A 26587-nucleotide genomic window follows, 5' to 3' on the forward strand; every position below is an offset into this window, starting at 1 on the left:
TCGAAAGCCCGATAGCGACCTGCCATCGGGCGGTGACAACAACGCCGCTGTCGCGTTACCGCATCCCGTAGGCGCTGCGCGCCCAATAGACCGCCCATGTTCGCGCCACGGTGAAGCCGGAACACCGCCGACCCATCCCACCGCGCGGCGGCCATGACCGGCGCCGGGTCCGATGTCCGTCACGGAGCACTCGGGCCTTAATTGTCCGAGGCCACCTTCGATTGCAGCCAGGGATATTCGCCGCGCCCGTTATCGGACGGCAGCGGACTCTTGACCGCCTCGCGACCGTAGAACTTGACCCCCTTCTGGATCCGCTCCCGGCCCATTTCACGCCGGTGCTTGTTGGTATCGCGCAGGCTGTACACGCAGCCACAATATTCCTGCTGGTAGAACGCCTCGCGCTTGGCGATCTCGATCATGCGCGCCGCTCCGCCTTTCTTGCGCCAGTTGAGCGTCCAGTAGCTGATCTCCGGATAGCGCGCGGTCGCACGCACGCCGGCTTCGTTGATCTGCGCCATGTTCTTCCAGCGCGAGATCCCCAGCGTCGACGAAATCATGTGATAACCGTTCTCCGCGGCGAACAGCGCGGTGCGCTCGAAACGCATGTCGAAGCACACGGTGCAGCGGCGCCCGCGCTCCGGCTCGTCTTCGAGCCCGCGGATTCGGTCGAACCAGTTGTCGGTATCGTAGTCGCCGTCGATATGCGGAATGCCGAGCTCGTCGCAGTAGCGCGCGTCCTCGGCCTTGCGCATTTCATACTCCGCCTGGGGGTGGATGTTCGGATTGTAGAAATACACCGTGACATCGATGCCCGATGCCTTGACCGCCGCCAGCACCTCGCCGGCACAGGGCGCGCAGCAGGAATGCATAAGCAGCCGGGTGCCGGGCTCGGGCGGCACGAGTGTCGGGCGTTCGTAGTTGTCGAGGCTATAGGAGTTCATGTCGCGCGCGGGTCTTGCGATGCCATACTTGCGCCCATTGTCCGTATTCACGGACGCTGCGTCCACGAGGGAGCCGCATGCAGAAAGGCAGTCTGGTCATGGCCATCATCTGGATGGCCGTCATTTCGCTGGTGTTGTTCTGGCTGCCGCTGGCCGGTCCGTTGCTCGCCGGATTCGTCGGCGGGCGAACCGCCGGCAGCGCCGGGCGCGGCCTGTTGGCGGCGATTCTGCCGGCACTGGTCCTGTGCCTGATGCTGATGGCCGCCGGCACGGCATTGATCGGCTTGCCGGTGATCGGCGCCCTCGCCTCGATCAGCCTGTTCCTGGTCATCGTGATCCAGGGCTTTCCGCTTCTCGTGGGCGCCCTGATCGGTGGCTTGACGGTCTGATCCCGCGGCGCGGCTGGCGGCAACGCGGACGCCAATACGCGATGAACCCCAAAAAAAACCCCGGCGGGAGCCGCCGGGGTTTTGTCAGGCAGACAGTGCCGAACGCACCGAATCAGTCGTCCGGTGGCACGTAGGCGCCGTCTTCGTCGTGGATTTCACGCCCGGTGACCGGCGGGTTGAAGGCGCAGACGAGCTTCATCTCGGTCTTCGCCTTGAGCGTATGCCGATCGTGATTGTCCAGCGCGTAGACCGTGCCCGGCCTGATCTCGAACTCTTCGCCGGTGTCGCGATTCACGATGCTGCCTTCGCCCTGATAGCAGAACACCGCCTCGAAGTGGTACTTGTACCACATGTCGAATTCGAGGCCCGGCGGGAACGTGGTTTCGTGGAACGAAAACCCCATGCCGTCCTTGGCCAACAGCCAACGGACGCTGGTCCAGCCATCCGGGCTGACCACTTCGCGATCGGTGCCACGCAGATCCTCGGTACGGACGATCTTCATATCGACTCCTTTGTTGGTTTACAGCAACAATTTCATGCTACAGCAAAGCACCTTCACTGATAGCACAAATTCGAACGCCCGGGTTCAGGCCGCGTTGTGCAGCAGGCCATGCTTGTCGAGCACGGTCTTCATCGCGGTTTCGAGGATATCCAGCCCAGCCTCTATATCGGCATCCGGGGTGATCAGCGGCGGCATGACCTTGATCACGTTATCGTCCGGCCCGGCGGTTTCGCAGATGAGGTGATTCTTGAAGCATTCGGCCGCGATCTCGTCAGCCAACTCGGCCTGCTCGCAATCCATGCCGATGAAGAACCCGCGCCCGCGAACCTCGGCCTTGAATGCCGGATTGGCGGCCAGAATGCCATTGAGGCGTTCCTTGATGCGGTCACTCATGCGCAGCACGGATTTTTCCAGCTTGTCGTCGCGCCAATAGTGCTCCAGCGCTGCCGATGCGGTGACGAATGCATGGTTGTTGCCGCGGAAGGTGCCGTTGTGCTCGCCCGGCGCCCAGATGTCGTACTCAGGCTTGATCATGGTGATCGCCAGCGGCAAACCGTAACCCGACAGCGACTTGGAGACAGTGATGATGTCCGGGCTGATGCCCGCGGGCTCGAACGAGAAGAACGGCCCGGTGCGCCCCACGCCCGCCTGGATGTCGTCGACAATCAGCAGCATGTCGTGCTCGCGGCACAGACGCTCGATCGTCTTCAGCCAGTCGAAGTCGGCCACGTTGATGCCGCCTTCACCCTGGACCGTTTCCAGGATGATGGCCGCCGGCTTCTCCAACCCGGAGGAGCTGTTCGTCAGCAACATCTCGAGGTCTTCGGCCGTGTCGCGACCGTGGCCGAAATAGCCGCTGTAGGGCTGCGGAATCGCACCCGGCATGTCCACGCCGGCGCCGCCGCGCTTGGCCGCATTGCCGGTGACCGCCAGCGCGCCGAGCGTCATGCCGTGGTAGGCGTTGGTAAAGAACAGTACGCGATCGCGGCCTTTCACCTTGCGCGCGATCTTGAGCGCGGCCTCGACCGCGTTGGTACCGGTCGGCCCCGGGAACTGGATCTTGTAGTCCATGCCCCGCGGTTTCATGATCACGTCCTCGAACGTCGCGAGGAACTTCTGCTTGGCGTCCGTGGCCATGTCCAGGCCGTGGGTGACGCCGTCGGATGCGATGTAGTCGAGCAGCGCCTTTTTCATGACCTCATCGTTGTGGCCATAGTTGAGCGCGCCGGCGCCCGAGAAGAAGTCGAGATACTCGTCTCCATCCTCGGTGGTCATCCTGTTGGCTTTGGCGTGGGTAAACACTTTCGGGAACGAGCGGACGTAACCGCGCACTTCCGATTCGAGACGGTCGATGATTTCCATTGAGAACTCCTGGCCCATGCGGGCGTTGGGTCTGGGTCTTGTCTAGTCTGACGCGCGTTCGACGCTGTCGCGGTCGAACGGGCCGATACGAAACAGAATTTCGGGCTCGTGGGGCTCGTCGGCCTCGAAATCGCCGAACATCTCGCTCGAGAACAGTTCGCTTTCGGCGACTTCGGTATCCAGGCGGCGCGCCAGTCCACGGAACAGGGCCTGCGACGGCTCGTTGCTGGGGCCGATGGTGGTGTCCAGATAGTGGACATCGGCGCAGGCGTCACGCTTGAGGATCTGGAACAGCATGCGCGTTGCCAGCCCCTTGCCGCGCCCGGCTTCGGCAACGCCGACCTGCCAGACGAATACGGTGTCCGGTTTTTCGGGGAGGATATAGGCCGTAATGAAACCCACCAGCTCGCCGTCGATTTCGGCAACGACGCTCGTGCTGGCGTGATGCTCGCCAATGAGCATGTAGGCATAGGCCGAGTTCACATCCAGCACACCGAGTTCGTGCACCAGATGCAGAATACCGGCCCCGTCCTGCTTGCTCGGGGGCCGGAAATGGACTTCATCGGAAGTCGAAGAGTCAGTCTGTGAAATGGCTCTTGCTTTTCGGTTCGAATTTGGCTCGATTATACCATCCGCTCGTTTTTTTGCTGGCCGCAACCATTGCGCGGCCAGCCCAGCGGATTCCCGGCCCGCTCTATGCGGTGACCCGGGCCTGGATCTCCTGCAGCGCATACACATCCAGCACCCGCTCGTCGGACAACGCGGTCGCACTGGCCTGGCCGCCGGCAATGGTCGTGAAGTACGAGACCTTGTAACGTAGCGACGTCATGCGGATCGAACGCGATTCCTCGATCGCCCGCTTGCCCTCGGTGGTGTTGACCACCAGCTGGATCTCGCCGTTCTTGATCATGTCGACAATATGTGGGCGGCCTTCCTTGACCTTGTTCACCGCCGCACACTCGATTCCGGCCGCGGTCAATGCCGACGCCGTACCGCGGGTCGCAACGAGCGTGAAACCGGCGGCGACCAGTTCGCGCGCCATCTCGATCGCCAGTGGCTTGTCGGCATCGCGTACCGTGATCAGGGCGACGCCCGGGGCTTCGGGCAGGCCGACGCCGCTGGCGAGCTGCGACTTGGCGAACGCTTCGCCGAACGTCTTGCCCACGCCCATGACCTCACCCGTGGACTTCATTTCCGGGCCCAGCAGCGGGTCGACGGTCGGGAACTTGGTGAACGGGAACACCGCCTCCTTGACCGCGAAGTGTGGCAATTTGCGCTCGACACCCGCGTTCTGCTCGGCCAGTGTCTGCCCGGCCATGCAGCGCGCGGCGATCTTGGCCAACGGCATGCCGGTGGCCTTGGACACGAACGGCACGGTCCGCGAGGCCCGCGGATTGACTTCCAGCAGATAGACCTCGCCCGCCCGGATTGCAAACTGAACGTTCATGAGGCCGACGACCGACAGGCCTTTGGCCAGCGCGGCGGTCTGGCGCCGGACCTCGTCGAGCACATCGTCGCCCAGGCTGTACGGCGGCAGGCTGCAGGCCGAGTCGCCCGAGTGCACGCCGGCCTGCTCGATGTGTTCCATGATGCCGCCAATGAAGACCTCACTGCCATCGCAGATCGCATCCACGTCCAGCTCGATCGCATCCTCCAGGAAACGATCGAGCAGCACGGGCGAGTCGGGCGAGACCTTCACTGCCGCCGACATGTATTGCTGCAGATCCTCCGGCGCGTAAACGATCTCCATGGCCCGGCCGCCCAGGACGTAGGACGGCCGCACGACCATCGGAAAGCCGACTTCCTCGGCCAGCCGCATGGCCTCGGCCTCGGAACGCGCGCTGCGGTTGGCCGGCTGTTTCAGCCCCAGCTTGTTGACCAGGTTGAGGAAGCGGTCGCGGTCCTCGGCCAGGTCGATGGAGTCCGGCGTGGTGCCGATGATCGGCGCACCGGCCGCTTCCAGCCGCCGCGCCAGCTTGAGCGGCGTCTGGCCGCCGTACTGCACGATCACGCCCTTCGGCTGTTCCACGTCGATGATCGACATGACGTCCTCGAAGGTCAGCGGCTCGAAATACAGCCGGTCGGAAGTATCGTAGTCGGTCGAGACCGTCTCGGGATTGCAGTTGACCATGATGGTCTCGTAGCCGTCCTCGCGCATGGCGAGCGCGGCATGCACACAGCAATAATCGAACTCGATGCCCTGACCGATCCGATTCGGCCCGCCACCCAGCACCATGATCTTGTCGCGATTCGAGGGATTGGCCTCGCATTCCTCGTCGTAGGAGGAGTACTGGTAGGCGGTGGCGGTGGGAAATTCCGCGGCGCAGGAATCGACCCGCTTGTACACCGGCACGATGCCGTGGGTCAGCCGCGCCCGGCGCACCGCGAATTCGTCACAGCCGAGCAGCGTGGCCAGGCGCAGATCGGAAAAGCCCTTGCGCTTGTAGGCACGCAGCGTATCGGCGTCGAGATCGCCGATGGTGGAGTGGGCCAGCGCGCCTTCCATCTCGATGAGTTCGGCGATCTGGTCGAGGAACCAGACGTCGATATGGGTCAGCCGATGCACCTCGTCGATCGAGAAACCGGCGCGGAAGGCGTCCGCCACATACCACAGGCGCTCGGCGCGCGGTGTCGACAGTTCGCTGCGCAGCGTATCCTGTGCCGCTTCGGTCGTGACATCGGCCAGTTTGGGCTCGAAACCGTCGGAGCCAATTTCGAGACTGCGCATCGCCTTCTGCAGCGATTCCTGGAAGTTGCGGCCGATCGCCATCGCTTCACCAACCGACTTCATCTGCGTGGTCAGGCGGTCGTCCGCGGTCGGGAATTTCTCGAACGTAAAGCGCGGCATCTTGGTGACGACATAATCGATCGACGGCTCGAACGATGCCGGCGTGGCGCCCCCCGTGATTTCGTTCTGCAGCTCATCGAGCGTGTAGCCGACCGCCAGCTTGGCCGCCACCTTGGCGATCGGGAAGCCGGTGGCCTTGGAGGCCAACGCCGAGGAACGCGACACGCGCGGATTCATCTCGATGATGATCATGTCGCCGGTGGCCGGGTCGATCGCGAACTGGACGTTCGACCCGCCGGTATCGACGCCGATCTTGCGCAGGCAGGCCAGCGAGGCATCGCGCATCACCTGGTATTCGCGATCGGTCAGCGTCTGGGCCGGCGCGACCGTGATCGAGTCGCCGGTATGCACGCCCATGGCGTCCAGGTTCTCGATCGCACAGATGATGATGCAATTGTCCGCGTGATCGCGGACCACTTCCATCTCGTATTCCTTCCAGCCCAGCACACTCTGTTCGAGCAACACTTCGTTGGTGGGCGACAACTCCAGACCACGCGAGAGCAGATCCTCGAACTCCTCGCGGTTGTAGGCAATGCCGCCGCCGGTACCGCCCAGCGTGAACGAAGGCCGCATGATGATCGGGAAACCGATCCCGGCCTGCACCTGCTCGCCCTCGGCCATGGTATGGACCGTCTTCGACGCCGGCGTCTTTAGACCGATTTCGGTCATCGCCTCGCGGAAGGCGTTGCGATCCTCGGCCATGTCGATGGCATCGCGCGACGCGCCGATCATCTCGACGCCGTGCTCTTCGAGCACGCCGTTATAGAACAGATCCAGCGCACAATTGAGCGCGGTCTGGCCGCCCATCGTGGGCAGCAGCGCATCCGGCTTTTCCTTGGCGATCACCTTGGCCACCGTCTGCCAGGTGATCGGCTCGATATAGACCGCGTCCGCCGTCTCCGGGTCGGTCATGATCGTGGCCGGATTGGAATTGACCAGGATGACGCGAAAGCCCTCGTCGGCGAGCGCCTTGCAGGCCTGCATGCCGGAATAATCGAACTCACAGGCCTGGCCGATGACGATCGGGCCGGCGCCGATGACGAGGATACTTTTTAGGTCTGTGCGCTTGGGCATGGTTACCAAATTTGTCCGCAAATGAACGCGAATAAACGCGAATAAGACAAGGCTCTATACAGGGCTATGGTCGTCGTGTGAATTGACCAGCCGTTTTACCTGGACACGGGGTCTGCCGAAATTCAGTAGCAATCCCGCCGGCAGGCCTGTTGCTCGCAAATAATTCATTAGCTGCGCTTCATGAACACTCGTTAACGACTTTAACGCCTTGATTTCGACGATCAGGCAGTCCTCTATCACCAGATCCGCAACATACGCCCCTACCGTCTTGCCACGGTAGGTCACGGTTAACCGTTTCTGCTTGTCATAATCAATGCGCTGCACATCGAATTCGACCGCCAGCGCATTTTCGTAAACATTTTCAAAAAAACCGGCACCCAGCCGGTTACTGACCTCGAACGCGCAACCGATGACGCGCTCCGACACGCGTTCGTCATTCGCGTTCATTTGCGTTCATTCGCGGACTGACTTGTTTTCTTCCATGACTTGAATGAAGCGCTCGAACAGCGGTCCGACGTCATGCGGGCCAGGGCTGGCTTCCGGGTGTCCCTGGAATGAGAACACCGGCGCGTCCGTGATCTCGATGCCCTGCAGCGTATGATCGAACAGGGAGCGATGGGTCACGCGGGCGTTGTCCGGCAGACTGGCCTCGTCGATGGCGAAGCCGTGGTTCTGGCTGGTGATCATCACCTCGCCTGTGGCCACGTCCAGAACCGGGTGATTCGCGCCATGATGGCCGAACTTCATCTTCAAGCTCTGACCGCCGACGGCGAGCCCGAGAATCTGGTGGCCGAGACAGATACCGAAGGTCGGCAGCTTGCGCTCAATCAGCTCGCGGCAGGTCGCGATGGCATAATCGCAGGGCTCCGGGTCGCCTGGGCCGTTGGACAATAGAACGCCGTCGACGCCGAGGTCGATCACATCCTGGACCGCGGTTTTGGGCGGCACCACCGTCACCCGAGCGCCGCAGTCGACCAGCCGGCGCAGGATATTGTACTTGACACCGTAGTCGTAGACCGCGACCGCGAACCGGGGTTCGGCCGGCGCATGGCTGTCGTTGGGGCCGATCCAGCTGCCCTCGGTCCAGACATACGATTCGCGCGTTCCGGCGGCAGCCGCCAGGTCCGCGCCCTTGAGGCCCGGAAAACCACGCGCGGCGGCAATGGCCTCGTCCTCATCGATATCGTCACCGGCGACGATGGCGCCGTTCTGGGCCCCCTTTTCGCGCAGCAGACGCGTCAGGCGCCGCGTATCGACATCGCCGATGCCCACGATACCGTTGGCTTCCAAGTAACCGACCAGGCTGTCGTTGCTGCGCCAGTTGCTCGGCGCGCGCGGCACTTCGCGGATGATCAGCCCGGCTGCCTGCACGCCGGCGGACTCGATGTCCTGGCCATTGGTCCCGGTATTGCCGATATGCGGATAGGTCAGTGTGACCATCTGCTGCCGGTAGGAGGGGTCGGTCAGGATTTCCTGATATCCCGTCATGGCAGTGTTGAACACCACCTCACCGACCGTTCGACCGCGCGCACCGATGGCGCGACCGCGAAAAATACTTCCGTCTTCGAGCGCAAGTATGGCTTTCGGGGGCAATGGGGGCTCCAGTACTGGAATGAGACAGGCCGCAAGGCGGCGAGAGTATAGCGATTTCGCGGCTTCGCTTCCAGCCGCCGAACCGGGCCCCGTGCCGCTGCATGCGACGCTGCGTTGCAGGTCACCCGGGTAGCACGGCGACACCGTGCTCGTTGCGCGCTGTCGTGTCGCCTGATGCGGCGTTGCGGCGATTCGCCGTGTTTCCGGATACGGGCGACACTGCGCCCCGCCAGGCACGAACCGCGCCCGAAACCGATGACGGGGTCGTGCGTTACCGGTCCTGTGCCAGGCCGAGCACGTCGTTCATGCCGTAGTGGCCGGGCGCCTGCCGCGCCGCCCAGCCGGCGGCCCGCATGGCTCCACCGGCGAAGGTCTGGCGCGAACTGGCCTTGTGCGTGATTTCGATGCGCTCGCCCTCGCCCGCGAACATCACGGTGTGCTCGCCGACGATATCGCCGCCGCGCACGGTGGCAAAGCCGATGGCCCGGCGATCACGCGCGCCGGTATGACCGTGGCGAGCATAAACGGCGCAGTCGTCGAGATTGCGCCCGGTGGCCTCCGCGGCAACTTCACCCAGCCTGAGCGCCGTACCCGAGGGCGCATCTACCTTGTGCCGGTGATGCGCTTCGATGATTTCGATGTCGACATCGTCGCCCAGCGCCGCGGCCGCTCGGCGCACGAGATCCAGCGACAGATTGACGCCCGCGCTGTAATTTGGCGCCTGTACGATCGCGATGTCATCGGCGGCCGCCTCGATCTCGCGCTGCTGCTCGCGCGAGTACCCGGTGGTGCCAATTACCATCGCCGCGCCCTTCCGGCGGCAAACAGCCAGTGCCTCGATCGACGGTTCGGGAAGGGAGAAATCCACCAGAACATCGAAATCCGCGTCGGCGAGGGTGCCGGAATCGGTCAGCGCCACGCCGGTTTCGGCGATGCCGGCCAGACGGCCCGCGTCCACGCCGAGCGTATCGCTGCCGGGGGCGCCGAAGGCGGCCACCAGTTCGAGATCGGCGCGCCGGCCGCAGGCTACGACCAGTTCGCGCCCCATGCGACCGGCGGCCCCATTGATCGCCACACGCGTACTCATAATCCCTCCTGTGCCCGGGATTCGATCAGCTCAGATGCTCGCCAAAGAAACGTTTGGCCTTGTCCAGCCAGCCGGTGGTTGCCGGACTGTGGCTGCGACCGCTTTCCTGCAGCGAGTCGCGGAACTCCTCGAGCATCTTCTTTTGCTTGTTGTTGAGGTTCACCGGCGTTTCCACGCTCACCTTGACCAGCAGGTCGCCGGGCGAAGACGTGCGCACGGACTGCACCCCCTTGCCGCGCAGCCGGAAGGTCTTGCCCGACTGGGTCTCGGGTGGAACGCGCAGGCTGACCTTGCCCTTGAGCGTCGGCACGTCGATTTCGCCGCCCAGCGCAGCGGTAATCATGTCCACGGGCACATTGGCGCGCAGGTTATTGCCGTCGCGCACGAAGAACTCGTGCGGCTTGACGTTGATCTGCACGTACAGATCGCCCGCCGGGCCGCCCATTTCGCCGGCCTCGCCTTCGCCCGACAGACGAATACGGTCACCATTGTCGACCCCCGGCGGCACCTTCACCGACAGTGTCTTGGAGGACTGGATGCGACCGTCGCCATTGCACTTCCGGCACGGGTTGCGGACTTTCTTGCCCGAGCCCTGGCAATCCGGACACGTCTGCTGGATCGACAGGAATCCCTGCTGGATCCGCACCTGGCCATGACCATTGCAGGTATCGCAGGTATCGACCGGCGAATCCGGCTCCGCACCGTCGCCGCCGCAGGCTTCACACTGCTCCAGCGTGGGGATACGGATCTCGATGGTATCGCCCTCGATCGCGGTTTCCAGCTCGAGATCGAGGTCGTAGCGCAAATCCGCGCCGCGCGTGGCGCGCTGGCGGCCGCCGCCCATGCCGCCGCCGAAGATATCCGAAAAGATATCGCCGAAGATGTCGCCGAAACCACCGGCACCGGCGCCGCCGAAGCCGCCACCGCCGCCGGCCGCGCCACCGAGTCCGGCATGGCCGAACTGGTCGTAGGCGGCCTTCTTCTGATCGTCGGACAACACCTCGTAGGCCTCGGAGGCCTCCTTGAAGCGCGCCTCGGCCTGTTCGTCACCGGGATTACGGTCCGGGTGATTCTTCATGGCCAGACGGCGATAGGCCTTCTTGATATCGTCCTGCGAGGCGTTTCGAGAAACGCCCAAAACCTCGTAATAGTCGCGTTTTGCCATGATCGTTGCCCAAGATCCCTGATTGAACCGCGCGGTCGTCGATCGTTTTCGACCTCGCGGATTAATCAGCCATCTTTACCTGCGTTGAATGAAAAATGCCGGGGCAGCGACTACCGCTACCCCGGCGCGTGGCGACATCCGCCAGGTCTTACGAGTTCGTGCCCGACTTCTTGTCGTCGTCCTTGACTTCCTCGAAGTCGGCATCCACCACGTCATCCTCGGCGTTACCGGTTTGGCCCGATTGGCCCTGCTGGCCCTCGGCCGCGCCTTCCTGACCCTGTTCGCCGCCCTGGCTATAGGCCTTTTCCATGATCGGCGCCGAAGCTTCCGACAGCTTCTGAGTCTTGGCCTCGATGTCGTCCTTGTCGTCGCCTTCCAGCGCGGTGCGCAGTTCGGCGATGGCGTCGTTGACCGGCTTCTTCTCGTCCTCGGACACCTTGTCGCCGAGATCGCGCATGGCCTTTTCGGTGCCATGGATCAGGCTGTCGGCCTGATTGCGCGCGGTGATCAGTTCATTGAACTTGGCATCTTCCTCGGCATGCGCCTCGGCATCCTTGACCATCTTCTCGATCTCGTCATCGGACAGGCCGGACGAGGCGCGAATCTGGATCGACTGTTCCTTGCCGGTCGCCTTGTCCTTGGCCGAGACATTCAGGATGCCGTTGGCGTCGATGTCGAAGGTGACCTCGATCTGGGGCGTGCCGCGCGGTGCCGGCGGAATGTCACTCAGATCGAAGCGGCCCAGCGACTTGTTGGCGCTGGCCTGCTCGCGCTCACCCTGGAGCACGTGCACGGTCACGGCCGGCTGGTTGTCTTCGGCGGTCGAGAAGGTTTCCGATTTGCGGGTCGGAATGGTGGTATTCTTTTCGATCAGCTTGGTCATCTTGCCGCCGAGCGTCTCGATACCGAGCGACAGCGGGGTCACATCCAGCAGCAGCACGTCCTTGGTGTCGCCCGACAGGACCGAACCCTGAATGGCGGCACCCACGGCCACGGCTTCATCCGGGTTCACGTCCTTGCGGGCGTCCTGACCGAAGAAGCTCTTGACCGCTTCCTGGACCGCCGGCATGCGCGTCTGGCCGCCGACCAGGATCACGTCGTCGATGTCCGAGGCCTTCATGCCCGCGTCCTTGAGCGCGGTACGGCACGGATCGATCGTGCGCGCCACCAGATCCTCAACCAGGGACTCCAGCTTGGCCCGCGTGATTTTCATGTTGAGATGCTTCGGGCCCGACTGGTCGGCCGTCACATAAGGCAGGTTGACCTCGGTCTGCTGGGTCGACGACAACTCGATCTTGGCCTTCTCGGCCGCTTCCTTGAGCCGCTGCAGGGCCAGCTTGTCCTTGCGCAGATCGACACCCTGCTCCTTCTGGAACTCGTCGGCGATGTGATCGATGATCTTGTTGTCGAAGTCCTCGCCGCCGAGGAAGGTGTCGCCGTTGGTGGCGTGCACCTCGAACTGGTGTTCGCCGTCGACTTCAGCGACCTCGATGATCGAAATATCGAAGGTACCGCCGCCCAGATCGTAGACCGCGATCTTCTTGTCGCCGCCCTTCTTGTCCAGACCATAGGCCAGCGCGGCCGCGGTCGGCTCGTTGATGATGCGCTTGACGTCGAGACCGGCAATGCGACCGGCATCCTTGGTCGCCTGGCGCTGACTGTCATTGAAGTAGGCCGGCACGGTGATCACGGCTTCGGTGACCGTCTCGCCCAGATAATCCTCGGCGGTGGCCTTCATCTTCTGCAGCACCTTGGCCGAGATCTCCGGCGGTGCCATTTTCTTGTCGCCCACCTGAACCCAGGCGTCACCGTTATCGGACTTGACGATCTGGTACGACACGGACTCGATGTCCTTCTGCGTGGTCGGATCATCGAAGGTACGACCGATCAGACGCTTGATGGCATACAGCGTATTGGTCGGGTTGGTTACCGCCTGGCGCTTGGCCGGACGGCCGACCAGCGTCTCGTTATCGTCGGTGAAGGCGACGACACTCGGCGTCGTGCGTTCACCTTCGGCGTTTTCAATGACTTTCGGCGTGTCACCTTCCAGCACCGCCACACACGAGTTGGTGGTGCCCAGGTCGATACCGATGATCTTGCCCATGTCTTGGTCCCTCTTGATTCTTCAATTTGCGCTGCGTGGGCAGCGGCTCAAAACGTTGCTTGACAATCGATTTGGGGCGATCCGCGTTGCTTTTCAAGCGGCGCGCCCCGCTTTTTAGCCTTCGCCGGTGGGTTTCGCGACAGTGACCATTGCAGCCCTGAGTACGCGCCCGTTGAGCATGTAGCCCTTCTGCATCACCGAGGCCACCGTATTCGGCGCCAGCTCGTCGCTCGGCTGGGTGGAGACGGCCTCGTGATATTCCGGATTGAAGGTCTCACCTTCCGGATTGATCGGCTCGATGCCGACCTTTTCCATGCTCGAAGCCAGCATGCGATACGTCATATCCATGCCTTCCTTGAGCTTTTCGAAATCCCCCTGGTTCTCCTCGGCCGCCTTCAGGCCGAGCTCCAGGCTGTCGCGCACACCGAGCAGCTCCGTGGCGAACTTCTCGATCGCGAACTTCCGGGCGGATTCCACATCGCGCTGTGCCCGCTTGCGCACATTTTCCAGCTCGGCAGCCGCACGCACGGCCTGATCGCGGTACTTCTCGGCGTCGGCGCGGGCCTGCTCGAGCTCAGCGCTCAGCGCATCGGTCTCGTCCATGCTGTCGGCGCTTGCCTCACCGGTATCCACATCATCCTCACGCCCGTCCCGGGCCTGCTCGATGTCCGGCTGCGGCCTGTTCGCGGCGGCAGAATCCCGCTCGCCGTGCGGCGTCTGGCGCTCGTCGTGCTGACTCATTACAAATCCCCACTTTCAATATGGCAGGTAATCGGTTGGCTGTTCGCCGGACCCATGACGCGGTCGCGGCGCGGACTGAAGCCAAGAATTGGGCTGGCCGTGCGTATTTCAAGACATCGAATAATGTTTCCAGGCGCCCGTCTCGGCGTCCCCGTCCGGTCGTGCGCGTTGAAATTGTCATCGAACCTGTGAATGCTTGGGCCCATCACCCGGCCATGGACTAGGCCTCGATGGGCACCCTCTTCTCCACCGTCGGCATCTGCGCGAAACGCGACGATATCGGCGTGATGCGCACCCTGCACGCACTCACCGCCGACCTTCTCGGACGCGGCAAGCGCGTATTGATCGACGATTCGCACGACCCCGCGATCTACGGCGTGGAAGCTTGTTCACGCGCCGAGCTGGGCGCGGCCAGCGATCTGGTGGTGGTGGTCGGCGGCGACGGTACGCTGCTCGACGCCGGGCGTGCGGTCGCCGCGCACGGCGTGCCGCTGCTGGGCATCAATCTCGGCCGGCTGGGCTTCATGGTCGATGTATTGCCCGACGACATGAAATCGACGTTCGACGACGTTTTCGCGGGTCGCTACATCGCCGAGGCGCGTCTGATGATCAGCGCGCGGCTCAAGCCGGCCGGCCGGGAGATCGAGGCCGACGGCATGCCCGCCATCAACGAGTGCGTAGTCCGCAACCAGGCGTTCGCCCGGGTGCTGGATTTCGACACTTACATGAACGGCGACTTCATCAGTCACCACCGCGCCGACGGCATGGTCATCGCCACGCCCACCGGCTCCACCGCCTACGCGCTGTCCGGTGGCGGCCCGGTGCTGCATCCCGGCTTGAATGCGCTCGCCCTCGTGCCGATCTGCCCGCATACCCTGTCCGACCGGCCACTCATCGTGGATGCCGAGCACGAAATCGAGATCCACATCGCGCAGACGATCGAGGGGGGCGCGCTGTATACCAGCGACGGCCAACTGAGCCGGGGCCTGGCCGCGGGCGACAGCGTGGTCGTCGCCCGTGCCCCGTACAACCTAAACCTGATTCACCCGCCCGGTTACGACTACTTCAACATTCTGCGCAACAAGCTCCACTGGGGACGGGGACAACAGGCGCATCGGGTCTGATACAGTAGGACTGTATTTCCATACAGTCATATCGTGCCGTATCACGGCGCCGAATCGGAACACAGCGATGTTGGCAGAAATAACCATCCGTAACTTCGCCATCATCGACCGCCTGGCGGTCGAATTCGGATCGGGCATGACGGTGCTCTCGGGCGAGACCGGCGCCGGCAAATCGATCCTGGTCGATGCACTCAGCCTTATTCTTGGCAATCGCGCGGATGGCGCGGCCGTACGCGAAGGCGCCGACCGAACCGATATCAGCGCACGCTTCAGCTTGGCCGACGCCCCCGCCGCGGCGGCCTGGCTCGCCGACCACGAACTGGATGCCGACGATGAGTGCGTGATCCGCCGCGTGGTGGCCCGCGAAGGCCGCAGCCGCGGCTGGATCAACGGCACGCCCGTGCCGGTACGCGAGCTCAAATCGCTTGGCGAATGCCTGGTCGACATTCATGGCCAGCACGCGCATCAATCGCTACTCAAACGCGACGCACAGCGCGACCTCCTGGACGAATACGGCGAACATGCCGAGGCACTGCGGGCGGTGGCCGAGGCCGCCGGACAACTGCGCACAACGCGGGCGGCGATCGAACGCATCGAGCAACGCGACGGCCGCGGCGAATCGCGAATCGATCTGTTGCGTTATCAAGTCGACGAACTCGACGCCCTGGGGCCCGAAGCCGGCGAGCTCGAGGCACTGGAAGCCGAACACAAGCGGCTGGCCAGCGCCGAACGCCTGATCGGTGACGGCCAGCGGGCACTCGCCCTGCTCTACGAGGCCGAAGACGGGGCCGCCACCGACCGTCTGGGCGCGACGGAACGACTGCTGTGCGAGCTTGGCGATATCGACGCCGGATTCCGGCCCATCGCGGAACTGGTCGGCAATGCGCTGATCCAGGCCCAGGAGGCAGCCGACAGCCTGCGCCGCCACGTCGAAGCCCTGGATATCGACCCGCAGCGCTTCACCGAAGTCGAGAACCGGCTCGGCACGCTGCGCGACATCGCGCGCAAGCATCATGTCGCGCCGGAAGAACTGCCCACACTGACCGAACGCCTGCGCTGCGAATTGGCCGAACTGGAAGGGGCCGACGAAAAGCGGGCCCAGCTCAAGGCCGCGGAACAGAAACAGCTCGAAGCCTACACGGTCGCCGCACGGACCCTGAGCCAGGCGCGTTTGCGCGCCGCCGAACCGCTGGGCCGCGCCATCACCGGCATCATTCGCTCCCTGGGCATGCCCGAAGGCGAATTCAGCGTTCGCGTGCGCCCCGGGGCCAGCGAACGCGTCTCGACCCGCGGGACCGACCACATCGAATTCCTGATCGCCGCCAATCCCGGCCAGAGCGCCCGCCCACTCGACCGGGTCGCTTCCGGCGGCGAACTGTCCCGCATCAGCCTCGCGATTGAAGTGATCGCAGCCGCGCGCACGCGCGTGCCGACCCTGGTGTTCGACGAGGTCGATACCGGCATCGGGGGCGGCGTGGCCGAGATCGTCGGCCGGCAACTGCGCGCGCTCGGCGCCAGCGGCCAAGCGCTGTGCGTGACACACCTGCCCCAGGTGGCGGCGCAGGCCCAGCACCACCTGCATGTCGCCAAGCAGGTGAAAAACCGGCAGACGAGCACGCGCATCATCGCGCTGGATGACGACGATCGCATCGAGGAACTGGCGCGCATGCTGGGCGGCGTCGAATTGACCGAACAGACGCGCGCGCATGCGGCTGACATGATTGCCCGGGCCGGCACGGCACCCGACTGAGCGCCCGGACGGGGCAAGATGCACGATCGACCGACCCCGAAATCGCCGCAGGCGCGAATGCAATCGTTTGGCAGGCGAAAAAGCCGTGCCGTATGATGCGGTTCGCGACATGGGGGCACAACCTCTGATCAGATCTGAGGCGGCCGCGCGGCGGAATTCGCGCGCGGCAGGCAAGGAAGAAGGAGAGCGGTTTGCTGAGCGCCAATAAACGACCGATAACGCCGTGCAGGCGCGCGCGAAGCTCCGGCCCCGAACGGGCTCGGCCCGGGCTGCCGCCCTGCCGCGTTATTCGGCTCGGCCGCCGGGTTCGCCCGGGCGTTTCGCCAGCCGGTCTGCGGGCCGAAGACGCACCGAGTCCAATTTGCGATGGCAAGCGCGAGCCGCGGCCGATTTAATCAAGGGTTCCTTTCTATGAAACTAATCGCTGCGCTGGTGCTCCTGCTCGCGCTTTCCGCCTGCAGTCTCCCGGTGTTCTTTCGTGTCCCGATCGTCCAGGGCAACATCGTGACCGCCGATCAAGTAGCCAAGCTCAAGAAAGGCATGACCAAGAAGCAGGTCGCCTACGTGCTCGGCACGCCGCTGATCAAATCGCCGTTCCAATCCGATCGTTGGGATTACGTCTTCTACTATCGCAATCCGAACGCGCACGTGCGCCAGTCGAAGCTCGACCTGTACTTCGTCAACGGCAAGCTGTCGGATATCGAGGGCGACGAGGAATACACGGCCCAGGCATTCAAGGGTGGCAAACAGTCCGGCCCCGGCGGCACAAGCGGGCTGGGCACGCCGCTCGGCACGACGAGTGCACAGGGCAGCCACAGCGCGCCGCCGCAGGCCACCCAGCCGAATCCCGGGGCCGGCAACAATCTGCCCGGCGCGAACTCGACCGTGCAGACCCAAAACCAGCCCACCGTACAAAATCCGCTGCCGCACAAGGGCCCGGCCCTCCCCGGGCAGCCGAACTAGGCCGTCGGCGCTGCGCCATCCGTTCCGGCGCGGCGCCGGCGCCGCTCGCGCGGATCGGCCGTCAGCGGGCGATACAGTTCCAGGCGCTGCCCGTCCGCAATCACTTGTTCCCCACCGATTTTGCGACCGTACACGCCGTAAGCCGATGGTGCCTGCCCGGTTTCGGCCCGACAGACCGCGTCCAACCCGGATGCATTCGCGACCTGCGCGGCCGTCGCGTGCGCCTGGATCCGCACGGATTCGCGCCAGCATCGCCCCGGCAATGCAAACACGACATCGACCTGCTTCATTGCGTCCCGGCTCATTCGAATCAGGGGGCCCAGATGGATTCGGCAAGGCGCAGTGCGCCCAGCGCATAAGCCACAACCGCGATCAGCGCGATGCGCGCCGGATAGCGCAGCAGACCGTGCCAAATCGCGAACGTGGCCGCGTCGCGACCGGTCGCCTCACCCTGTGGGGTCCACGCCTGGGCCAGGCGACGCCGCGCGAGCACGCGGCCAACCAGCACACAGAGCATGAGCCCGGTGATCGGAATCAGCCAGCGCGCGCTGACCAGACTGAAACAATCGAACAGGTTGTAACCGAACACACGCCAATCCGATAGCACGCCGAACGCATTCTGCGCGGCCAGCCCGAGCGCGGCAACCACCAGCCCCGTGTACACCGACGCCTGCATCCGCGGCACCCGCGCCCGATGGGAAACCGCCTGCACCAGCAACTCGAACAGACCGATGCCGGTCGTCATGCTGATCATGGCCAGCAACACGAACAGCAGCGCCATGGTCCAGGCGGGCTGCACGCTGGCCGGTAGCACTTCGAATATACGTTGCACCCCGGCCGAGAATTGATCCCCGATACCGGGCACCAGGCTCGCGAGCACCACGGCGAACGCGAGCGCGACCACCTGACTGGCAATGATCACCATCGCCGACAACCGCACCGCCGGCGCCCGGGCCGGCAGATGCGAGGCCAGCGCCACAATCACCCCCGTGCCCAGACTCAACGAGAAGAATGCCTGGTAGAACGCCTCGAGAACGCCCCGCACACCGAGCGCATCGGGATCGAAACTGAACAGATGCCCGGCCGCCCCGCGCGCCGGCCCGTGCCAGATCACGACGATAAGCAACAGGCTCAGCAAGCCGAGCATGCACGCCGCCAGCGTGCGCATGACCGGCTCCGTGCCGCGTGGCAGGCCGCGCGCCGTGGTGGCCACCAGCAGCAGAACGAACAGCAACAGCCAGCCCAGACCGCGCTCGCCGTCGCGCGCGAACGCCACGAACCGGCTCGCCGCCTGGCTCATCGTGCCGCCGCCCAGGCCCGTGAACACGGCCCGCATGCTGTAGGCCAGCGACCAGCTTGCAATCACCGCATAAGCGGCCAACAACAGCAGGGCGCCCAGAAGCGTGACGTATGCGCCGGCTGTCCAGAGTCGCGAATGCGGCGTACCGCGCGTCCATAGCGCCACCACCCCAGGCACATCGGTGTGGGCGCCGCGCGCCATCAGCACCTGCGCGCTGAACACCGGCATGCCCATCAGAACCAGCGCCAGCACGTACATAAGCAGGAACGCCGAACCGCCATAGGCCGACAACAGATAAGGCAGGCGCCAGAAATCACCGAGGCTCACGATCGCCGCCGTGCAGACGATTACGAATCGCGCGGAAGAGGACCAGAGCTGCGGTAGCGGACGATAAGTAAGCGCCATGGCCCGCAAAGCTTGCCTCGGCGGCTATAATAAGTCTATGAGTAAGAGCAAGGACAAGAAACAGCCATCGAGCACGATCGCGCTCAACCGACGCGCGCGTCACGATTTTTTCATCGAAGACCGCCTGGAGGCCGGGCTGGTTCTCGAAGGCTGGGAAGTCAAATCACTGCGCGCGGGCAAGGGCCGGATCGCGGAAGCCTACGTCCTGATCAAGGACCGGGAAGCGTTCCTGTTGGGCAGCCATATACAACCACTGGAATCGGCCTCCACCCACGTGGTCGCGGATGCCACCCGGACACGCAAATTGCTGCTGCATGAGCGTGAGCTGGCGACGCTGGTGGGCGCGACCGAACAGAAAGGCTATACGATCGTCCCTCTCGCGATGTACTGGCGCCGTGGCAAGGCCAAACTCGAGATCGCGCTGGCCAAGGGCAAGGCCAAGTACGACAAACGCCAAACCAAGAAAACCCAGGACTGGCAGCGGCGCAAGGCCCAGATCATGCGCACCGACGGCTGAGCTTGAACAAAAAAGCGCCGCATTCCCCGACTCGATTCTTCGAATGAGTCGCGGGTCTAGGCGCCACGCTCACCTTGTGAGCGCACATAGTCTTTGACCGTGGCCAAGTTGGCGCCTCCGGTGGTGGTTACGCCGTAAGCGCGGGACCAGAAGTACGGTTTCCAGAAGAAAACGGCTAGGTGGTCAGCAAACTCTTGCCGCATGCGGCGAGCACTGACGGTCTTCAGGTTGCCGATCAACCGTGACAAGTCCAGCGCAGGATGCGCCTCGATGAGCAGATGAACCTGATCAACCTCCCCGTTGCACTCGGTTAGTTCGCACCCCATTTCGATAGCACATGCGCGAACACGTCACGGAGGCGCTCCTGCATGTCAGGAGTAATGACTTTGTTTCGGTATTTAATTGCCAGGACGACATGATAATGCAGCCGATAGGCCGCATGGTTCCGTGTTTTAATTGTCGTTCTGGATTGCATCTTCGGCGATTCTCTAATACGTTATCTAAAAATGAACATTGTACGCAGCGACCGACTCGCCCTCAAAGCCGACACAGCGCCGCAGCGCGAAGCGCTGCGGGCCACGCTGGCGATCTATCGTGCCCTGGTGCGGGATCTGATGGGGGTGGTGATAGCGCACTGGCACACGCTGGGGGCGCACAGCGACAATGCGATCGTCGCCCCGATTGAGGCCTTGATACATCCCACGGCTAAACGCCGGGTCGTTCGTTACGGCTATTTCGCCAAGCGTTACTACAAGTTCCCAAGCTATCTACGGCGGGCGGCGATCATGGATGCCGCCGGTCAGGTGCGGTCGTTCATGACCCGCTATGACGCTTGGCAGATTGGAGAGCGCAAGCACCCGAACGCCCGGCCGCCGCGGCTGACCTGCGCCACGGGCACCTTTCCCAGCCTGTATTCCGGCCAATGCATCCAGTTCGATGCCGATATGCGCTCGTGCCGGATCAAGGTCCGGCATCACAACGACTGGGTCTGGATGGACTTCAAGCTTCAGGGCAAGCCTCGCTATATGCCCAAGGGCACGATCCGATCCCCGTCGCTGACCGTCCGGGGCGCGCGCTGGTTCCTCTCGGTCCCGGTCACCACGACGGTGACCTTACCCGAACCCGCTCACGTCGAATGCGTGTTATCGGTCGACGTGGGCATCAACACGGCAGCCACCTGGGCGGTGGTCGATGCCACCGGCACTGTGCACGATCGGGGCTTTCTCGATCGAAGCGACAAAGACCGGTCGCATCGCATCATGGCCCGTATCCGATCGGCGGCCGTGACCCATACCCGGCACGGCTGCCGTCTGCCGTCCGGGTTTGCCGCCGCCGATCATCGGCGGCTACGCCAACTGTCGAACAATCAGGCCCACCAGATCAGTCGACAGCTGGTGAATACCGCACAGGAACACGGCTGTCAGGCGGTGATCGTGGAAAACCTCAAGGGCTGGCGACCGAAGGCCGGCCGCCGGCGCTCGACGATGAAGCAGCGATTTCATCGCTGGTTCCACCGGCAACTGGTGGGCTGCATCGAGTCGAAGGCCACGGAAGCCGGTCTGCGCTGCCAGGCGATTCATGCCCGGGGAACCTCGCGTCAGGCTTTCGACGGGTCAGGGCCGGTGCGGCGCGATGCGGGTAATGCCAGTCTGTGCTCGTTTGCGACGGGCAAACGTTACAACGCCGATCTCAATGCCGCATACAACATCGCGGCCCGGGGTCTGGTTCACTTCCGCCGACGCCGCAAGGCGACGGCGGGTGGTCGCCGGCCAAAGTCCGGCGCCACACCGGGAAACCCGGTGACACTCTCCACGTTGTGGGCTGCCCAGCCCACTACGAGGTGAGTGATCGGATTCCGCGACTCAATTCTTCGAATGAGTCGTCGGAGGTTTCAAAATCAAAACCACAGCCTCATGCTGAAGGCTGTTACAATAAGGACGCTTTTTCGGGGGCGACATGGCTTCGACGCGGATGTCAAAACCCGAGGTGCATGCCGAGGTTGCAATCTTCCTCGTTAATCCGTTTGCACCCTAAGCTAGTTGCGAACGACGACAACTACGCTCTAGCGGCTTAAAGCCCGCTGGTGCCCGCCCGGCAAGTGTCTGTGCTTCCGGTCCCGGGTATCGACTCTCACAGACTCGCGGCAAGGCCCCGCTTCGGGCCGACCCGTTAAGAGTAAACGAAGATACGCGTGAGTTGTCCCTTTTCGTCGGGTAGCTCATGCCGACAATCAAAGACGAAATAAGCATGTAGACCCGAGGGTTGAGAATCCGCGGACGCGGGTTCGATTCCCGCCGCCTCCACCAACAGATGGAGCACGAAAATACGCCGACAGCGTATCCGTGACTCGACCAAGCCAAGCCTGCCGCGGCTCACCGTGGCGGGCTTTTTTTCGCCCCTAGCCCGGGCGGCTGGCGCCTACGACAATAAGCCGAGTCGCTCCAGCAGCATCATGACGGCGATTGCGATCATGCCCAGGGCGAACACCCGCTGCAGCGTTCGGCCGGCCAGGTATTGCGCCAGCGTTCGGCCAGCCCCCATGCCCATGATGCCGCCGACTATGAACAGGCCGGTCAGCACGGGCTGGATATGGCGCCCGGCCACAACCGCGGAGATCACGCCCGACAGGCCCACGAGCGCAATCACGAGCAGGGACGTCGAGACCGCGCGGTGAATGCCCATTTCGGTGACAAGCATCAGCGCCGGGACGATCAGAAACCCGCCGCCTACGCCGAAAAAGCCCGACAACACCCCCACCAGAACGCCGGACGCCAGCAGCGCGACACTGCAGCGTGCCGTGAGCCGGAGCCGGCCATCGGCGCTGTAGCGGCAGACCGTCGCCGCGTCCGTGGCCGCATCGTCCGCGACCCGCGCCCGGATCACGCGTGCCTGTTCCGGCGCACGATAGGCGTTGATGATCATGCGCCCCGCCACGACGAGCATGAGGCCAGCGAACGCGACGACCGTCACGTTGGCGGGCACGAGATCGCCGAGCCATACGCCCACGGGCGCAAAAACCACGCCGGCGGCGGCGAAGATCCCCGCGGCGCGCAGTTCGAGCACGCGCCGAAGACCGCCCTCGACCGCACCGAACGCGGCGGTGACCGCCACGGCGATCAGCGATATGGCGACCGCATCGCGAGGCGCCACATTAAGACCATAGATCAGCAGCGGCACCGCGAATATCGATCCGCCGCCGCCCGTCAGCCCCAGGGCCAGTCCGACCAGTACGCCGCATAAAATCGTCATCACGGCCTCATATTCTCTGCGGTTCTTTGCTTATTCTAATACGAACTTACAAGCCGTGCAGCTCAACCCCGTTCAGGTCGGCGTAAACGCGGGATCGGTTAGGGTTCAGGCCGACGCGCCGCTGCCCCCCCTCTGTTGCCGCATGAGCAATATCAACATCATTCTGTTTTTCCTCGGCCTGATACTTTTCCTTAGCGTGCTCGCGAGTTCGCTGGCCCGGTTCGGCCCGCCCCTGCTATTGATTTTTCTGGTCTGCGGCATGCTCGCGGGCAGCGAAGGGATCGGACATATTCAGTTCGACAGCGTCCCGCTGGCTTTCTTTATCGCCAATCTCGCGCTGGCGGTCATTCTGCTCGATGGCGGGCTGCGCACCTCGCTGGAAACCTTCCGCGTCGCCCTGCGGCCGGCGCTGTCGCTCGCCACGGTCGGGGTCCTGGTCTCCGCATCGCTGGCCGGGGCGTTCATTGCACTCGTGCTCCATGTCGACTGGCGCTACGGGCTGCTACTGGGCTCGATCGTGGCCAGCACGGACGCGGCCGCGGTCTTCTCGCAGCTGCGCAGCAGCGGCGTCACCCTCAACCAGCGGGTCAGCGCCACGCTCGAGATCGAGTCCGGCACCAACGATCCCATGGCTATCTTCCTGGTCACCTACCTGATGAGCGCCATCGGCCAGAGCAAGGGACTCGATATCACCAACGTCGGCGAGGAACTGGTCCGACAGTTCGGCATCGGCGCGATCGGCGGCGTTGCGCTCGGTTATGCGTTGTCGTGGCTGGCTTCGCGATTGCCCCTCGTCGAAGGGCTGTATGCCCTGCTCATCGCCTCGGGGGGCGTGATGGCCTTTACCGCTATCAATCAGCTGGGCGGCAGCGGCTTTCTTGGCATCTACCTGCTCGGCGTGGTGGTCGGCAACCGGCGCAACGAAGCCACCGAACATGTCTTTCGGGTCATGGACGGCCTGGCCTGGCTGGCGCAGGCGGGCATGTTTCTGGTGCTCGGCCTGCTGGTGAACCCGAGCCAGCTGTGGGCCGACGCGGCCCCGGCATTCCTGATTGCCCTGTTTCTGATTTTCGTCGCCCGTCCGGCCGCCGTGTGGTTGAGTCTGCTGCCGTTTCATTTCCCCATCCGCGAACAGGGGTTCATTGCCTGGGTCGGATTGCGCGGTGCGGTTCCGATCGTGCTGTCGCTGTTTCCGCTGATGATCAATCTCGAGGGCGGACAGTTCCTGTTCGACCTGACCTTCGCCGTGGTCCTCGTGTCGCTGCTGATTCAAGGCACCTCGCTCGGCGCGATGGCTCGCTTGCTCAAGCTGCAGGTCCCCGAAGCGCCGCTGCCCACCGAAACCTTCGACCTGGAAGGCGAGCGTGACGATCAGTTCCAGATCATGGCGTTCCGAATCGAGGCGGATTCGACCCTGGCCAACACCGCGGGCGAGGCGTTGACGCGCTATGACCACCTGCGCGTGATCGCGGTCACGCGCGGTTCGCGATTACGTTTCCCGCGCCGCGGTTTCGTCTACGCGGTGGGCGATAAACTCTATCTGCTGGCCGCCCGCAGCCATTGCAGCGACCTCGGGCGCCTGTTCCGCGGCGATACGGGCCACGACGGCGTGGCCCCGGGGCGGTTCTTCGGCCCCTTCACGCTGGCGGGCCGAGCGCCGAGCGGCGAGCTTGCGGATGTCTACGGCATCCCGCTTTCAGAAGACGAGCGTCGAACCGATGTGGCCCACCTCATGCGCAAGCGCCTGCGACGCCGCCCCGTGGCGGGCGACATCGTGGAACTGGGGCCCCTGCGTCTGATCGTGCGCCGCCTGGATGCCGGGACCATCGATCAGGTCGGGCTTCAGCTGGCGCCGGATCCATCCCTTGAGCGATAGGGTCTCGCCCCGATCATGCCAGGGCTCGCGCCGCCATCACTCGGCACGAGATCCCGCCGGCCCTACGGCGCCATACGGGGACGATTGGCGCCGCCGAAGCTGTGGCCCTGGGCCAGACAATAGGCCAGCCACTTGTTGAGCAGCAGGTTGCGCGGCCACTGGCTGTCGAGCACCGCGTCGTCGATATCGGGCACACCCGCCAGCGAGGCATAGCGCGAACGCGCATCACAGTAGATGGCCTCGGCCAGCTGGGCGTCGCGATACAGGCGCAGCGTCAAATCCGGGTCGGCGCGCGCTGTGTCGCCGTCACCGAACCAGTAAGTCAGGTGGACCGTTGTCGTGTAACGGCAACGCTCGATGACACGCAGATGCAGTGTCGCGTCCTCGCCCACGGAGGTGGCGTGCTCGAACGGCAGATCGAGCTCCGGAGCAAGCCGTTCGAAACGCCGGTAATTGCTCTCGTAAAGCCCCATGAGGCCGGTGAAGCTCCGCGGGGTGGCCGCCGCGAGCCAGTGGTTGCGCTTTACTTTAACCATTGCGCGACTATAAGGCAGACCACGGCCATTTCAACTGACGAATCACGACACCCGGGCATCAGAACGACCGTCGCCGCAGGTGCTTGTCTTCCATGATGAGCGTCGCGATCTCCTCGATCGACTTGTTGGTGGTATCGGAAAAGGGAATGCCGTGGCGCTTGTACAGCTGCTCGGCCTGACGCAATTCGTAACTGACCTGGCCGACATCCGCATACCGACTGCCGCGTCGGCGCGCGCTGCGGATCTGGTGCAGGCGATCCGCCGAGATGCACAGGCCGTAGAGCTTGTCCTTGTGCGGCGCCAGCGCTGACGGCAATCGACGCCCTTCAAAGTCTTCCTCGGCGAGGGGATAGTTGGCCGCGTAGATGCCGTGCTGCATGGCAAGGTAGATGCACACCGGCGTCTTGCCGCAACGCGATGGCGCGACCAGGATCACATGGGCGTCGCCGTAACCCTGCTCGCCGACGCCGTCGTCGTGCGTCAGGGCGTAGTTCATGGCCTCGATGCGCGATTCGTAGACATCCTTGTCGGCGATGCCGTGCGCGCGCCCTTCCAGATGGCTCGACTTCGTCTCCAGCTCCGCCTCGAGCGGCGGCAGGAAGCTGTCGAACAGATCCATGAACAATACGTTGCCGCTGCGCAGTATGTGACGAACGCTGTCCGACACGGTCGTCGAGAACACGATCGGCTTGAGACCGGTCGTGCGCCCCATGTGCTCGATGTATTCGAGTGCGGTACGCGCTTTTTCATCGGAGTTGATGAACGGCAGCGTCGACTGCTTGAACTGACTCTCGTCGAACTGCGTCAACAGCGTGGCGCCGAGCGTCTCGGCCGTGATGCCGGTTCGATCGGACAAAAAGAAAATGGAACGCAGCGGGGCATCGGTCGTACTCATGGTGTCATCGTGCCCGACGATCCGCGCGACCACCAGAGGCCATGCATCGGCCGGCACCGCAACCACCCGGCCCGGCACGGTCCCCGCCGGTTCATCCTGCGTGTAGAATGCGGCAGCCAAGATTTTTATAACGTGCTTGTGGATTGCACTTCGGAGGAGAGCGAGC

The 26587-nt window shown here is 63.8% G+C and carries 23 protein-coding genes, 1 other RNA gene and 1 pseudogene; 8 read left to right on the plus strand and 17 right to left on the minus strand.

The features are described 5' to 3' along the window. Nucleotides 1-197 precede the first annotated feature (197 nt). Entirely contained in the window at nucleotides 198-941 is a 744-nt protein-coding gene (locus tag SALB1_RS16785; RefSeq protein ID WP_109994890.1) for an epoxyqueuosine reductase QueH, read from the minus strand. 77 nt (nucleotides 942-1018) lie between these two features. Between SALB1_RS16785 and SALB1_RS16790 the strand changes: the two genes are divergently transcribed. Then, the gene (locus SALB1_RS16790; RefSeq protein ID WP_109994891.1) at nucleotides 1019-1330 is read left to right on the plus strand and encodes a hypothetical protein; all 312 of its coding nucleotides are present in this window, start codon (nucleotides 1019-1021) and stop codon (nucleotides 1328-1330) included. Between the two features lie 112 nt (nucleotides 1331-1442). On the opposite strand, the gene SALB1_RS16795 is transcribed toward SALB1_RS16790, so the two are convergent. From SALB1_RS16795 to grpE, 10 genes are all read right to left on the minus strand, one after another. After that, nucleotides 1443-1832 (minus strand): ectoine synthase, encoded by a 390-nt coding sequence (locus tag SALB1_RS16795; protein WP_109994892.1) that lies wholly within the window; start codon nucleotides 1830-1832, stop codon nucleotides 1443-1445. An 84-nt stretch (nucleotides 1833-1916) separates the two neighbouring features. Then, complete coding sequence (ectB, locus tag SALB1_RS16800; protein WP_109994893.1) at nucleotides 1917-3194, minus strand: diaminobutyrate--2-oxoglutarate transaminase; 1278 nt, start codon at nucleotides 3192-3194, stop codon at nucleotides 1917-1919. Between the two features lie 42 nt (nucleotides 3195-3236). After that, entirely contained in the window at nucleotides 3237-3821 is a 585-nt protein-coding gene (gene ectA / locus SALB1_RS16805; RefSeq protein ID WP_370453263.1) for a diaminobutyrate acetyltransferase, read from the minus strand. A 67-nt stretch (nucleotides 3822-3888) separates the two neighbouring features. Next, nucleotides 3889-7116: a carbamoyl-phosphate synthase large subunit gene (gene carB / locus SALB1_RS16810; protein WP_109994895.1), complete on the minus strand. Its 3228-nt coding sequence runs from the start codon at nucleotides 7114-7116 to the stop codon at nucleotides 3889-3891. Nucleotides 7117-7170: 54 nt separating this feature from the next. Further along, nucleotides 7171-7563, minus strand: coding sequence for a GxxExxY protein (locus SALB1_RS16815; protein WP_109994896.1), 393 nt, complete (start codon nucleotides 7561-7563; stop codon nucleotides 7171-7173). A gap of 6 nt (nucleotides 7564-7569) precedes the next feature. Then, the gene (carA, locus tag SALB1_RS16820; RefSeq protein ID WP_109994897.1) at nucleotides 7570-8709 is read right to left on the minus strand and encodes a glutamine-hydrolyzing carbamoyl-phosphate synthase small subunit; all 1140 of its coding nucleotides are present in this window, start codon (nucleotides 8707-8709) and stop codon (nucleotides 7570-7572) included. Between the two features lie 271 nt (nucleotides 8710-8980). Further along, nucleotides 8981-9796 (minus strand): 4-hydroxy-tetrahydrodipicolinate reductase, encoded by an 816-nt coding sequence (gene dapB, locus SALB1_RS16825; protein WP_109994898.1) that lies wholly within the window; start codon nucleotides 9794-9796, stop codon nucleotides 8981-8983. Nucleotides 9797-9821: 25 nt separating this feature from the next. Next, a complete protein-coding gene (dnaJ, locus tag SALB1_RS16830) occupies nucleotides 9822-10961 on the minus strand; it encodes a molecular chaperone DnaJ (protein ID WP_109994899.1) in 1140 nt (379 codons plus the stop codon). 148 nt (nucleotides 10962-11109) lie between these two features. Continuing rightward, nucleotides 11110-13065: a molecular chaperone DnaK gene (dnaK, locus tag SALB1_RS16835; protein ID WP_109994900.1), complete on the minus strand. Its 1956-nt coding sequence runs from the start codon at nucleotides 13063-13065 to the stop codon at nucleotides 11110-11112. 114 nt (nucleotides 13066-13179) lie between these two features. Continuing rightward, the gene (gene grpE / locus SALB1_RS16840; protein ID WP_109994901.1) at nucleotides 13180-13806 is read right to left on the minus strand and encodes a nucleotide exchange factor GrpE; all 627 of its coding nucleotides are present in this window, start codon (nucleotides 13804-13806) and stop codon (nucleotides 13180-13182) included. A gap of 230 nt (nucleotides 13807-14036) precedes the next feature. Here grpE and SALB1_RS16845 point away from each other — a divergent pair, with 230 nt between their 5' ends. From SALB1_RS16845 to SALB1_RS16855, 3 genes are all read left to right on the plus strand, one after another. Next, nucleotides 14037-14930, plus strand: a complete 894-nt coding sequence (locus tag SALB1_RS16845) for an NAD(+)/NADH kinase (protein WP_109994902.1) — start codon at nucleotides 14037-14039, stop codon at nucleotides 14928-14930. A 67-nt stretch (nucleotides 14931-14997) separates the two neighbouring features. Continuing rightward, a complete protein-coding gene (gene recN, locus SALB1_RS16850; RefSeq protein ID WP_109994903.1) occupies nucleotides 14998-16680 on the plus strand; it encodes a DNA repair protein RecN in 1683 nt (560 codons plus the stop codon). A gap of 411 nt (nucleotides 16681-17091) precedes the next feature. Continuing rightward, complete coding sequence (locus SALB1_RS16855; RefSeq protein WP_158590797.1) at nucleotides 17092-17643, plus strand: outer membrane protein assembly factor BamE; 552 nt, start codon at nucleotides 17092-17094, stop codon at nucleotides 17641-17643. Here SALB1_RS16855 and SALB1_RS16860 read toward each other — a convergent pair. Both SALB1_RS16860 and SALB1_RS16865 read right to left on the minus strand, forming a co-directional pair. Continuing rightward, nucleotides 17640-17933: an RnfH family protein gene (locus SALB1_RS16860; RefSeq protein WP_109994905.1), complete on the minus strand. Its 294-nt coding sequence runs from the start codon at nucleotides 17931-17933 to the stop codon at nucleotides 17640-17642. The two genes, SALB1_RS16855 and SALB1_RS16860, sit on opposite strands and share 4 nt — an antisense overlap. 20 nt (nucleotides 17934-17953) lie before the next feature. Next, a complete protein-coding gene (locus SALB1_RS16865; protein WP_109994906.1) occupies nucleotides 17954-19348 on the minus strand; it encodes a sodium-dependent transporter in 1395 nt (464 codons plus the stop codon). Between the two features lie 37 nt (nucleotides 19349-19385). Here SALB1_RS16865 and smpB point away from each other — a divergent pair, with 37 nt between their 5' ends. Then, nucleotides 19386-19865 carry an SsrA-binding protein SmpB gene (gene smpB, locus SALB1_RS16870; RefSeq protein WP_109994907.1) on the plus strand — a complete coding sequence of 160 codons (480 nt, stop codon included), beginning with the start codon at nucleotides 19386-19388 and terminating at the stop codon, nucleotides 19863-19865. Nucleotides 19866-19921: 56 nt separating this feature from the next. Here smpB and tnpA read toward each other — a convergent pair. After that, nucleotides 19922-20340 (minus strand): annotated as a pseudogene (tnpA, locus tag SALB1_RS20020) (IS200/IS605 family transposase). Between the two features lie 31 nt (nucleotides 20341-20371). On the opposite strand from tnpA, the gene SALB1_RS16880 reads away from it, so the two are divergent. Beyond that, nucleotides 20372-21709, plus strand: coding sequence for an IS200/IS605 family accessory protein TnpB-related protein (locus SALB1_RS16880; protein ID WP_199678846.1), 1338 nt, complete (start codon nucleotides 20372-20374; stop codon nucleotides 21707-21709). 103 nt (nucleotides 21710-21812) lie between these two features. Continuing rightward, nucleotides 21813-22171, plus strand: a transfer-messenger RNA (tmRNA) gene (gene ssrA, locus SALB1_RS16885). Between the two features lie 112 nt (nucleotides 22172-22283). Here the strand turns inward: ssrA and SALB1_RS16890 are convergent. Then, nucleotides 22284-23114, minus strand: a complete 831-nt coding sequence (locus SALB1_RS16890) for a sulfite exporter TauE/SafE family protein (RefSeq protein WP_109994908.1) — start codon at nucleotides 23112-23114, stop codon at nucleotides 22284-22286. Between the two features lie 142 nt (nucleotides 23115-23256). On the opposite strand from SALB1_RS16890, the gene SALB1_RS16895 reads away from it, so the two are divergent. Further along, nucleotides 23257-24990, plus strand: a complete 1734-nt coding sequence (locus SALB1_RS16895) for a potassium/proton antiporter (protein WP_109994909.1) — start codon at nucleotides 23257-23259, stop codon at nucleotides 24988-24990. A gap of 62 nt (nucleotides 24991-25052) precedes the next feature. On the opposite strand, the gene SALB1_RS16900 is transcribed toward SALB1_RS16895, so the two are convergent. Together SALB1_RS16900 and SALB1_RS16905 are read right to left on the minus strand one after the other, a co-directional pair. Continuing rightward, nucleotides 25053-25526, minus strand: coding sequence for a DUF1249 domain-containing protein (locus tag SALB1_RS16900; protein ID WP_109994910.1), 474 nt, complete (start codon nucleotides 25524-25526; stop codon nucleotides 25053-25055). A gap of 58 nt (nucleotides 25527-25584) precedes the next feature. Then, the gene (locus SALB1_RS16905; protein WP_109995514.1) at nucleotides 25585-26421 is read right to left on the minus strand and encodes a pyruvate, water dikinase regulatory protein; all 837 of its coding nucleotides are present in this window, start codon (nucleotides 26419-26421) and stop codon (nucleotides 25585-25587) included. Between the last annotated feature and the right edge of the window lie 166 nt (nucleotides 26422-26587).

This window comes from Salinisphaera sp. LB1 (assembly GCF_003177035.1).
GTDB lineage: Bacteria > Pseudomonadota > Gammaproteobacteria > Nevskiales > Salinisphaeraceae > Salinisphaera.

Bases quoted from the DNA above. Each gene is read 5' to 3' on its own strand.
- recN (WP_109994903.1), top strand. From the start codon at position 14,998: ATGTTGGCAGAAATAACCATCCGTAACTTCGCCATCATCGACCGCCTG.
- ectB (WP_109994893.1), bottom strand. From the start codon at position 3,194: ATGGAAATCATCGACCGTCTCGAATCGGAAGTGCGCGGTTACGTCCGC.
- grpE (WP_109994901.1), bottom strand. From the start codon at position 13,806: ATGAGTCAGCACGACGAGCGCCAGACGCCGCACGGCGAGCGGGATTCT.
- SALB1_RS16845 (WP_109994902.1), top strand. From the start codon at position 14,037: ATGGGCACCCTCTTCTCCACCGTCGGCATCTGCGCGAAACGCGACGAT.
- dapB (WP_109994898.1), bottom strand. From the start codon at position 9,796: ATGAGTACGCGTGTGGCGATCAATGGGGCCGCCGGTCGCATGGGGCGC.
- SALB1_RS16795 (WP_109994892.1), bottom strand. From the start codon at position 1,832: ATGAAGATCGTCCGTACCGAGGATCTGCGTGGCACCGATCGCGAAGTG.
- SALB1_RS16815 (WP_109994896.1), bottom strand. From the start codon at position 7,563: ATGAACGCGAATGACGAACGCGTGTCGGAGCGCGTCATCGGTTGCGCG.
- SALB1_RS16790 (WP_109994891.1), top strand. From the start codon at position 1,019: ATGCAGAAAGGCAGTCTGGTCATGGCCATCATCTGGATGGCCGTCATT.
- SALB1_RS16865 (WP_109994906.1), bottom strand. From the start codon at position 19,348: ATGGCGCTTACTTATCGTCCGCTACCGCAGCTCTGGTCCTCTTCCGCG.
- SALB1_RS16855 (WP_158590797.1), top strand. From the start codon at position 17,092: ATGAAACTAATCGCTGCGCTGGTGCTCCTGCTCGCGCTTTCCGCCTGC.
- dnaK (WP_109994900.1), bottom strand. From the start codon at position 13,065: ATGGGCAAGATCATCGGTATCGACCTGGGCACCACCAACTCGTGTGTG.
- SALB1_RS16785 (WP_109994890.1), bottom strand. From the start codon at position 941: ATGAACTCCTATAGCCTCGACAACTACGAACGCCCGACACTCGTGCCG.
- smpB (WP_109994907.1), top strand. From the start codon at position 19,386: ATGAGTAAGAGCAAGGACAAGAAACAGCCATCGAGCACGATCGCGCTC.
- carB (WP_109994895.1), bottom strand. From the start codon at position 7,116: ATGCCCAAGCGCACAGACCTAAAAAGTATCCTCGTCATCGGCGCCGGC.
- SALB1_RS16895 (WP_109994909.1), top strand. From the start codon at position 23,257: ATGAGCAATATCAACATCATTCTGTTTTTCCTCGGCCTGATACTTTTC.
- SALB1_RS16905 (WP_109995514.1), bottom strand. From the start codon at position 26,421: ATGAGTACGACCGATGCCCCGCTGCGTTCCATTTTCTTTTTGTCCGAT.
- SALB1_RS16860 (WP_109994905.1), bottom strand. From the start codon at position 17,933: ATGAAGCAGGTCGATGTCGTGTTTGCATTGCCGGGGCGATGCTGGCGC.
- dnaJ (WP_109994899.1), bottom strand. From the start codon at position 10,961: ATGGCAAAACGCGACTATTACGAGGTTTTGGGCGTTTCTCGAAACGCC.
- SALB1_RS16890 (WP_109994908.1), bottom strand. From the start codon at position 23,114: ATGACGATTTTATGCGGCGTACTGGTCGGACTGGCCCTGGGGCTGACG.
- SALB1_RS16880 (WP_199678846.1), top strand. From the start codon at position 20,372: ATGAACATTGTACGCAGCGACCGACTCGCCCTCAAAGCCGACACAGCG.
- SALB1_RS16900 (WP_109994910.1), bottom strand. From the start codon at position 25,526: ATGGTTAAAGTAAAGCGCAACCACTGGCTCGCGGCGGCCACCCCGCGG.